At 58.7% G+C, this 6,654-nt stretch carries 9 protein-coding genes; 5 read left to right on the top strand and 4 right to left on the bottom strand.

Annotation, left to right across the window (positions count from 1 at the left end):
* The first annotated feature begins 155 nt into the window (after positions 1-155).
* A complete protein-coding gene (locus EOA86_RS16810) occupies positions 156-1,529 on the top strand; it encodes a hypothetical protein (RefSeq protein WP_206630046.1) in 1,374 nt (457 codons plus the stop codon).
* A 20-nt stretch (positions 1,530-1,549) separates the two neighbouring features.
* Here EOA86_RS16810 and EOA86_RS16805 read toward each other — a convergent pair whose 3' ends face one another.
* Positions 1,550-1,867, bottom strand: a complete 318-nt coding sequence (locus EOA86_RS16805; protein WP_128342672.1) for a hypothetical protein — start codon at positions 1,865-1,867, stop codon at positions 1,550-1,552.
* Between the two features lie 100 nt (positions 1,868-1,967).
* On the opposite strand from EOA86_RS16805, the gene EOA86_RS16800 reads away from it, so the two are divergent.
* Entirely contained in the window at positions 1,968-2,156 is a 189-nt protein-coding gene (locus EOA86_RS16800; protein ID WP_128342670.1) for a hypothetical protein, read from the top strand.
* A gap of 248 nt (positions 2,157-2,404) precedes the next feature.
* Positions 2,405-2,668: a hypothetical protein gene (locus EOA86_RS16795; RefSeq protein WP_128342668.1), complete on the top strand. Its 264-nt coding sequence runs from the start codon at positions 2,405-2,407 to the stop codon at positions 2,666-2,668.
* Between the two features lie 255 nt (positions 2,669-2,923).
* Here EOA86_RS16795 and EOA86_RS16790 read toward each other — a convergent pair whose 3' ends face one another.
* The 3 genes from EOA86_RS16790 to EOA86_RS16780 all read right to left on the bottom strand — a co-directional run bounded on the left by EOA86_RS16790 (position 2,924) and on the right by EOA86_RS16780 (position 4,669).
* Entirely contained in the window at positions 2,924-3,139 is a 216-nt protein-coding gene (locus EOA86_RS16790; protein WP_245497295.1) for a hypothetical protein, read from the bottom strand.
* A 256-nt stretch (positions 3,140-3,395) separates the two neighbouring features.
* Positions 3,396-3,899 (bottom strand): hypothetical protein, encoded by a 504-nt coding sequence (locus EOA86_RS16785; protein WP_128342667.1) that lies wholly within the window; start codon positions 3,897-3,899, stop codon positions 3,396-3,398.
* Positions 3,896-4,669, bottom strand: a complete 774-nt coding sequence (locus EOA86_RS16780; RefSeq protein WP_128342665.1) for a hypothetical protein — start codon at positions 4,667-4,669, stop codon at positions 3,896-3,898. The genes EOA86_RS16785 and EOA86_RS16780 overlap by 4 nt, the downstream gene beginning before the upstream one ends.
* 179 nt (positions 4,670-4,848) lie before the next feature.
* Here EOA86_RS16780 and EOA86_RS16775 point away from each other — a divergent pair, with 179 nt between their 5' ends.
* Both EOA86_RS16775 and EOA86_RS16770 read left to right on the top strand, forming a co-directional pair.
* Positions 4,849-5,499, top strand: coding sequence for a recombinase family protein (locus EOA86_RS16775; RefSeq protein WP_128342663.1), 651 nt, complete (start codon positions 4,849-4,851; stop codon positions 5,497-5,499).
* Between the two features lie 60 nt (positions 5,500-5,559).
* Positions 5,560-6,408 (top strand): restriction endonuclease, encoded by an 849-nt coding sequence (locus tag EOA86_RS16770; RefSeq protein ID WP_128342661.1) that lies wholly within the window; start codon positions 5,560-5,562, stop codon positions 6,406-6,408.
* The last annotated feature ends 246 nt before the right edge of the window (positions 6,409-6,654 follow it).

The following is a 6,654-nucleotide window of genomic DNA, read 5'->3' as shown; positions in this document are numbered from 1 at the left end:
CTCCCACAACGGGCGCTGAACTCGTTGTGAAGTTGCAGTAACTTGCAAATTCCAATCCTAAGCACAAGGCGCTCCTGGACAAGCTATCCAGCTATCCCCATTCATCTGTGCCCAGCCGTGTAAGGCAAATCCTCGAACCCCATTTTCCTCAGTTTATGTATTTTTCGGTCTACGACCGGATGAATGCCGTCGTGCATTTACCCACGCTCAACGATCGAGAGAGCGACGGCACACTCTTCACGAACGACCAGCTACGCGGGGATCGCCTCTTTTGGGAGTTTCTTGAGTACTCGGGCGTATCGCTGAAGGACATACTCGGAGCTACGACTTTCGAGAGTTTCAATGCCCGGCTACAAGCTGCCTCTAACGTGCTCACAGAAGAAATCCTTGAGTACTGGACCCAAAATCAGGACATCGAGGTTCGGGTTAGCGTGGCAGAAGGCAGGTCCGGTGACCCGGCACCATTCAACTCAGGTGCGGTTGGTCGGGCGCGTATCTACAACCAACTCCACAGGGCGGACACATCCTTCTCGGAACGGAGCGCCGGCTTCACATGGTTCTTCTCTTTCCTCATCAAATTCGACCGGGTGAAGAAGGAAGCCAAGGGCAAGGTACTGCTCTTGCTCGATGAACCGGGTCTAACATTGCATGGTCTCGCTCAGGCTGACCTGCTCCGTTACTTCTCAGAGAAGCTCTCCCCCTACCATCAGATGATCTACTCAACACATTCGCCGTTCATGGTGCCGCACGAGAACTTGATGGCGTCTCGGATCGTGCAGGACCTCGTGAAGGTCGGCGACAATGGACGCCGTACACCAACCGGCACCCAGGTTCGCGAAGATGTCCTAAACGCTGACCGAGACTCGGTCTTCCCTTTGCAGGGGGCTCTTGGCTACTCGCTCACGCAGACGCTCTTTGTGGGTAAGCACACGATCCTTGTCGAAGGCCCAGGTGACATTCTTTATCTGCGGGCGCTTTCCGCTGAGCTTGCACGCCGGAGCAGGACTGGGCTTGATCCGAGTTGGGTTCTCTGCCCGGCAGGCGGCATCGACAAGATCCACTCCTTTGTGTCGCTCTTTGGCGGCAACAACCTCGACGTGATTGCGCTCTCGGACTACACCAAGAAGGACCGCAACAAGCTTGACGCCCTGAAACGCAGTCACATCATTAAAGCTGGCGGCGTCCTAACGATGGCTGACTTCACCGCTCAAGAAGAAGCAGACGTCGAAGACCTATTCGACGCGCAACTCTTCTGTAGCATCATCAATGGGACCTACCAGCTCTCGGGAGGCAACGAACTCGATCCTGCGAAGCTCAAAGCGGCCGACGAAAGCACCGAACGGCAGGTCAAGAAGGCTGAGGCATACTTCCGAGTCCTACATGGCGTTCCGGAGTTCGATCACTTCACTCCGTCCGCTTGGCTCCTTGCTAATCCAGGCGTCTTGAGCGGCGATGCACCGGAGGTCGCGAGCACGCTGGGTCGAGCGGAGACGCTTTTCAAGGCACTCAACGCTCTCCGGAAGTCATAGCGACTTGAGGGCGACGATCGTCAATCATCTCGCCAGACGACCCGCCGCACTGTCCTGATTTCAGCAAGCCTCCTAACGCGAATGCCCTGCCGTTCTCGAGCCGTTGGGTTTTGGGTCTCAGCATGCATGCAATCATTCTTTCCGCAGCGTTCGCAGCTCATTTTGCTTCCCACCAGCTCGGCCTCAACATCCCCGAAGATTTCCTTCAGGTCACTCGGCTGATACCAGCGCTTGACGTTGCAGAGTCCGCATTGAACGCGCACAAGCTGCCCGACTTCGTGGGCATTGCTGAGCTTCCATTCGCTGCCGCGTTTACGTCTTCCACCAGTATCAGGCATGGCCCAAAATAGGAACTCATTCCTCCTCTGGTCAATTCGCTCTTGACAGTTTTGTTCCTATTTTGTTCACTGTGTCCATAGAACGTTTGGAGTAACCGCAGTGGACCTCATCGTGAGTGACGAAATCAGCCTTCCAAGGCCAGAACACATCACGGCACCGGGCATCCAACATCATTGGTGCGAGCGCCCTGGCTGCGGCAAGGATGCCGGGTGGGGTTTCGCAAAGCCGAAGCAGGCACCGCATTGGTTCTGCTTTGAGCATCGCGGCGATGGTGAGACATACCTGTGAGGCAGAGCAATGCCAGCCGAGCAACAGCCAGTCGATCCTCCCGCGATGGACTGGGAGCTTGTGGCCGACGAGGTCATTGCAACATGCGGCGGGGATGCCCGAGAGGCTGTGAAGGCGCTCCTCGCCGCCAACGCCTCATTGGAGCGTGAGGTGGCTCTCTGGGCTCCTGCTGTGAGCTATGGGTTCAGCCGGGGGTGGCATAGACGGAAGCGCAGCGGACCGACTAACGGCCAACGGAAGGCATCACCATGTCAGACCACATTCTTCCTCAGCAGAAGGCACCTAAGCTCATCGTCGTCACCGCCTTCGACCGCGATGAGACCGGCGACCTCCATCCTGTCTATGGGCCAGCCGAGCTGCAGACGGAGGACCGGGTGATAAGGACCGCGAAGGGCTTGGCGGGGAAACATGCCGGGGTCATTGCGTGGTCGCGCGATGCGAACCCCTCGCTTGGCGAGTATGGAGAACCGACGACACTCTTTGTTGGCGGCGATGTACCCGACATGGAGTGATGGTTGGGTTCGGTCCCTTAGCGGCGGGCAGCCCAAGTCCCCGCTGCATTGTCGATCAACCGGCAGAACTAAGTTCGCAGACTGTACCCAATTTCATATTGAGCCGCCGCACGTGATCCTGCGTCAATCTTTGGTCCGTAAGCTCCGCTATCCACTGGCTCGGGATTGCTCGCTGGACAGCAGCGACCGCTTCAGCCGGGGGTAGAGCTGCAGCCCAAAGCTGAACCGTAGGCGTGCCACCGACAAGAACGTCCGTCATTTGCACGCGCACAACAACGATGCCTGATGCGATTTTGTCTGCCATGCTGCCCTTATGGCATTCGTGAGTGATGCTTTGAAGCATTTATTTCGAACTGGTCGACTACACGCCGGACCCCTCGTGGGCGTTGCGGAGCCTCCCCTGCTAACTGCTGCGGCTCGGAACGCCTTCCGTGCCTCTTGAGCTGTCGCTTGGTCAGCCAGCGCCGCCATGCAAACGCGCACCGCGAGGTTCCACTTGGGCCACGCTCGGTCCATTGAAGGAGATGCTCGGAGGCAGTCTCAACGTTGCTGACGTTGTAGGTCATGCCGGCACGTTTCGCCTTTGACGGGCACCGGAGGGTTGAACCAATGGAGCGCCATTAGGTGATGCTAATGGAGTCGGGAATGTTTGGTAGAAACATCTGAGCGGGTGATCAGATGACCAGCCCGCGCGAAGACCCCCCGTACCCCCTTCGGTCTGCGTCGGCTATCCTGCCGGTGTTTGGGGCGGTCTCTTTCCCGAGGGCGTCGGCCAGTCCTCTTTCTCGGCATCTATGACCCCACCCTTGGCCGTTGATGAGGCCTGGGCGAGTTCTTCATACAGATAGGTTGCGAACATGGACCCGGCTCCCAGCACCGCCCAGAGGGGAACCCCGACGCCCATCCCGAGGGCAACAATTCCCGCACTCTGACCGCCGAACACAGCTACCCCAGCAGCGGCCGCACCGAGCCCGATGCGCTGGGCCATAGTTCTGTTATCCCACCCAAGGCTCTTCGCTCGCCGGAGCGCATTCGTGAGCATCGGTCCCACGACATTGCCGTGCATGGTTGCGGCTACGGCTTGCTTCGCCTTCGTTCGCGCCGGCAAACCCGACTGACGGATTTCGAGGAGCTTCAACGCCCATGTGCGGAGCGCATCGGTTTGCTGGGGAGTTGCTCCCTTCACAATCTGGATAGCAAGCTGTCGCTCTCGGTCTGGTTTCTCATTCATGCGGTACCATCCAAGCGTAGCGCTCCGGTAATGTTTATCCCTACGACTTCACCGCGAACTCCCTGCGCCGCATACCCGTGGAACCGATAGAGGCCTCTGTGTATCAAGATGTCTCTGCCCTGATTGAATATCGGAACAAGCACCCCACCGCCGCTCACCAGTCGCGCATACCATTGGTCGTCCACCTCCATGGCAGTTCCGTCAAGCCCGCGCGACGCAAGTTCAATGTGTTCCGCATCTCCGAGCATCAGAGGGCTTGGCGGCAACCTCGGAGGCAACAGTGCCTTAGTTTCCTTCGGGGCCGGGATCAGACGCTCGATCAGCTGCGAAGCCACATCAGGAGTAATGTTGAACGTGGGGTTGCCATGGATCACCAAATTGATCTGTCGAGCATGGCCATTTGCCACCGGTCTTGCGATGTCTCCAACGAGCTTCTGATCGGCTTTCGGGCCCCTCGTCGGTCCTTCAAGATCGAGGGCGGCTTTAGCAATCTCGATCAAGTGGCTTGCAAATGGCGCAAGGTATGCCCCCGCATCCAATAACTTGTCGGTGCTGGCGATGGCCTCCAGGACAACCTCTATACAGCCATGCCTGACCTCGCGGACACCGAGTTCACCCTCAAGCTGTCCTCCACTCCTGCTCCGAACAAAACGAGTAAATGCCCTGTCCAAGCCCAGTAAGATCGCGCCTATATCAGCGGCGGGCACTGCTCCTGAATGCTCAATGACAATCTTGAACTGCTCGTCCGGCCGATCTATCGAAGTCGCCATTTTGCCCCGCCGCCCACTGGTGGGATTGATTTATCAGAAACGTCTCGTCGTTGCACCACTGCAGGTTCGCAATGGTGTGCCCTTTCCGAACCGGGTCGAGACTGGTTCGATAAATGCCCCTTGACCAGTCAAAGCGAACCAGATATTAGCGAACCAGTCAAACCGAACTGGAGAGCATCATGACATTCATTCGCGCCTACCTCCGGGCCTCGACCAAGGAGCAGGATGCAGGGCGCGCGCGGGGTGACCTTGAGGCGTTCTGCCGGGAGCGAGGGCTGACCATCGCCGCCACCTACGAGGAGAACGAGAGCGGGGCTTCGCTGCACAGGCCAGAGCTGTTCCGGCTGCTCAGGGACAGCAAGCCCGGCGACATCCTGCTGACTGAACAGGTCGACCGCTTGAGCCGACTGTCGGACAAGGATTGGGACCAGCTCAAGCGCGAAATCAAGGACCGAGAGGTCAAGGTCGTGGCGCTGGACTTGCCGACCTCGCACATGATGCTGAAGACCGAGGACGCCTTCACCGGGCGGATGTTCGATGCGATCAACGGGATGCTGCTCGACATGCTCGCCGCCATCGCCCGCAAGGACTATGACGACCGGCGCCGCAGGCAAGCCCAAGGCATCGCTAAGGCGAAGGCCGAGGGGAAGATGAAGGGCCGGCCGGAGGACGCCGAGCGCAATAGGGCCATCATGGACATGCTGCGGATGGGCCAGAGCTGGAACACCATCGTGAAAGCCACTAACTGCTCACGCTCGACGCTCGCAAAGCTGGCGAAGCGCATTGAGGGCAGCCGACACGGTGCAGGTGACTTCGTGGATCACTTGTAGACACGGGGTTGCAGAACCTTGTCGACTGGCGGTAGACGAGGATGGTTCAGGGGGTGAGAAATGGTGCAGGTACCAGCGTATACCCAGATGATGTGGCCTGCGATCGACGCGCTCAAGGAGCTTGGCGGCTCGGCCGCTAACGACGAATTGCTGACGAAGGTAATTGAGGTGATGCGGCTGCCGCCAGAGGTGCAGAACATTCCTCATACGGATGGCCGCCAATCTAAGGTGAGCTATAACCTGCATTGGGCCAAGACCTACTTGAAGAAGGCAGGGTACGTTGACAACAGCGTGAGGGGCGTCTGGGCGCTGACTGACGCTGGTGAAACCTGTACGCAACAGGACGTCGCACTTGTTCCGGCGCTCGTCAGGAAGATGGCCGCAGACGCCAAGAAGAATGGCCTGGGGGACGGCGAGGAACCCGTCGTTGACGCTGTTGACGCACTGGAAGTCAACTGGAAAGACCAACTGCTCGACTGCCTAAAGTCTATCAAGCCAGACGCCTTTGAGCGCCTGTCTCAGCGCCTGCTGAGGGAAGCTGGGTTCATCAAGGTCGAAGTGACGGGCCGTTCGGGTGACGGCGGCATTGACGGCATTGGGGTTCTTCGATTGAACCTCCTTTCTTTTCAAGTCTTGTTTCAATGCAAGCGGTACAGCGGTTCGGTCGGCCCCAGCACCATCCGCGACTTTCGCGGTGCAATGGTCGGCCGCAGTGATAAGGGCTTGTTGATCACCACAGGGACTTTCACCGCGGAAGCAAAGAAGGAGGCCACCCGCGATGGAGCGCCGGCGATCGAACTGATAGATGGGGAGCAGTTCTGCGACCTACTCAAACAGCTGAAGCTCGGTGTTGCGACGGAAATGGTCGAGAGGGTGGTGGTGGACCCCGGTTGGTTCAGCAAGGTCTGAGCTGGGGCCGCGCCTTCCACTCATACTCAGACGACCAGCGCCCGCATTTGCCCTTGCCCTGCGCCCCTGTCCTCCTGTAGACGCTCGCCTTCCCGCCAATGCGGGGTGGCCATTTTGAGGAATACCAGCATTGACGAATTGGACGGCCAAGCGCGAGCGCAAGGCAGAAGTGAAGGTGCGCGCCAAGGAGCCGAGCAGCATGTTCAGCCGCTGCCGCGTGGTCGGATGTAGCAAGCCGGCCAGAGC

Source organism: Mesorhizobium sp. M5C.F.Ca.IN.020.32.2.1, assembly GCF_004023105.1.
Lineage (GTDB): Bacteria > Pseudomonadota > Alphaproteobacteria > Rhizobiales > Rhizobiaceae > Mesorhizobium > Mesorhizobium wenxiniae.
This window is presented reverse-complemented; position numbering and strand designations above follow the sequence as displayed.

Coding starts and splice junctions, on each gene's coding strand:
- EOA86_RS16795 (WP_128342668.1), top strand. CDS start 2,405: ATGTCAGACCACATTCTTCCTCAGCAGAAGGCACCTAAGCTCATCGTC.
- EOA86_RS16805 (WP_128342672.1), bottom strand. CDS start 1,867: ATGCCTGATACTGGTGGAAGACGTAAACGCGGCAGCGAATGGAAGCTC.
- EOA86_RS16810 (WP_206630046.1), top strand. CDS start 156: ATGTATTTTTCGGTCTACGACCGGATGAATGCCGTCGTGCATTTACCC.
- EOA86_RS16785 (WP_128342667.1), bottom strand. CDS start 3,899: ATGAATGAGAAACCAGACCGAGAGCGACAGCTTGCTATCCAGATTGTG.
- EOA86_RS16770 (WP_128342661.1), top strand. CDS start 5,560: ATGGTGCAGGTACCAGCGTATACCCAGATGATGTGGCCTGCGATCGAC.
- EOA86_RS16790 (WP_245497295.1), bottom strand. CDS start 3,139: ATGGCGGCGCTGGCTGACCAAGCGACAGCTCAAGAGGCACGGAAGGCG.
- EOA86_RS16780 (WP_128342665.1), bottom strand. CDS start 4,669: ATGGCGACTTCGATAGATCGGCCGGACGAGCAGTTCAAGATTGTCATT.
- EOA86_RS16775 (WP_128342663.1), top strand. CDS start 4,849: ATGACATTCATTCGCGCCTACCTCCGGGCCTCGACCAAGGAGCAGGAT.